Here is a 1359-nt window from a genome sequence, read left to right on the forward strand (position 1 = left end):
TCGGCACCAAGGGGCAGACCTTGACCCTGAAGCAGGATTCCTACGACCGTGAGTCCTTCGTGCCGGGAATCATGATCGGCGTGGATAAGATCGGCGATAACCCGGGTCTTACCATCGGTTTGGAGAAGTTCCTGGGGCTGGACGGCGACGTCAACGGCGGTGCTAAGGCCTAGTCCATGGCTACTGTTGCACCTCTACAGATCGACCTGGTGGGTCACACCGCCTTCGATTCCGTGCCGGACCTGGATTGGCACACCGACGCGGACGATAGTGCCGCTTTGGTCGAGTTCGCGGGCAGGGCTTGCTACGAAACGTGGGATAAACCCAACCCGCACACCGCGAAGAATGCGGCCTACGTCCGCCACATCATGGACGTCGGCCACACCACGTTGCTGGAACACGCCAGCGCGTCGATGTACCTGCGCGGGGTTTCTCGCTCCTGCAGCCACGAGATCATGCGGCACCGGCACTTCAGCTTCAGCCAGCTTTCGCAGCGCTACGTTCCCGCCGACGAGGCGCGGGTCGTGGTGCCCGAAGCGGTCGCAGGCAATGAGGACTTGAAGAAGCTATTCTTGCAAGCGGCGGACGTGGCCTACGAGGCCTACCGGGAGATCCTGGATGGCCTGGGCGAGGACTTCGCCGAGGAGCCGAATGCCGTGCTGCGCACGAAGCAGGCGCGCCAGGCGGCCCGGGCGGTGTTGCCGAACTGCATCGAAACCCGTTTTGTTATGAGCGGCAACTTCCGCAGCTGGCGGCATTTTATCGCCATGCGTGCCGCCGAGCATGCGGACCCGGAGATCCGCCGGATCGCCGTCGCGTGCTTGCGTAAACTGCAGGAAGTAGCGCCCAACGTGTTCGAGGACTTCTCGATCACGCAATTGCACGACGGTGGCGAGATGGCTACGAGCCCGTACGTAGGCGAATCCTAAGGGCTGCGGGTCTTAGGGTCGTCAATTACAACCCGCCGAAATTAACCACCCAAATACGTGAGATTCTCGCGAAGGAAGGTAGTCTGGGAAGTCATGAGTACAGGTAACGCAGCAACAAGGGGATCCGCGCACTTCGGAACTATCTCTCTTGCGATGGTGACCCCCTTCAAGAAGGACGGCTCCATCGACTTGGACGCGGGCGTGGCACTTGCTGGCCACTTCGTGGATGAGGGCTGCGATTCTTTGGTCTTGGCCGGAACTACCGGAGAATCACCCACCACGGGTGCGACCGAGAAGCTTGACCTGCTCAGAGCAGTACGATCCGAGCTCGGCGACCGCGTAAAGCTGATCGCCGGAAGCGGGTCTTATGACACAGCTGTCACCGTAGAAATGTCTCGCGCATCGCAAGAAGCGGGGGCTGACTCTCTGC

At 60.9% G+C, this 1359-nt stretch carries 2 protein-coding genes and 1 pseudogene; all 3 read left to right on the top strand.

Annotated elements, in window-relative coordinates; all coding sequences use genetic code 11:
* Positions 1-173, top strand: a pseudogene (locus tag Q0331_RS10775) (4-hydroxy-tetrahydrodipicolinate reductase); the annotation flags it as partial.
* Between the two features lie 3 nt (positions 174-176).
* Positions 177-929 carry an FAD-dependent thymidylate synthase gene (gene thyX / locus Q0331_RS10780; protein WP_298076357.1) on the top strand — a complete coding sequence of 251 codons (753 nt, stop codon included), beginning with the start codon at positions 177-179 and terminating at the stop codon, positions 927-929.
* Between the two features lie 93 nt (positions 930-1022).
* Positions 1023-1359, top strand: a 337-nt coding sequence (locus Q0331_RS10785; RefSeq protein WP_298076358.1) for a dihydrodipicolinate synthase family protein, incomplete at its 3' end; no start/stop codon positions are given.

It is taken from the genome of uncultured Corynebacterium sp. (genome assembly GCF_937999985.1).
In the GTDB taxonomy this organism is placed as follows: Bacteria; Actinomycetota; Actinomycetes; order Mycobacteriales; family Mycobacteriaceae; genus Corynebacterium.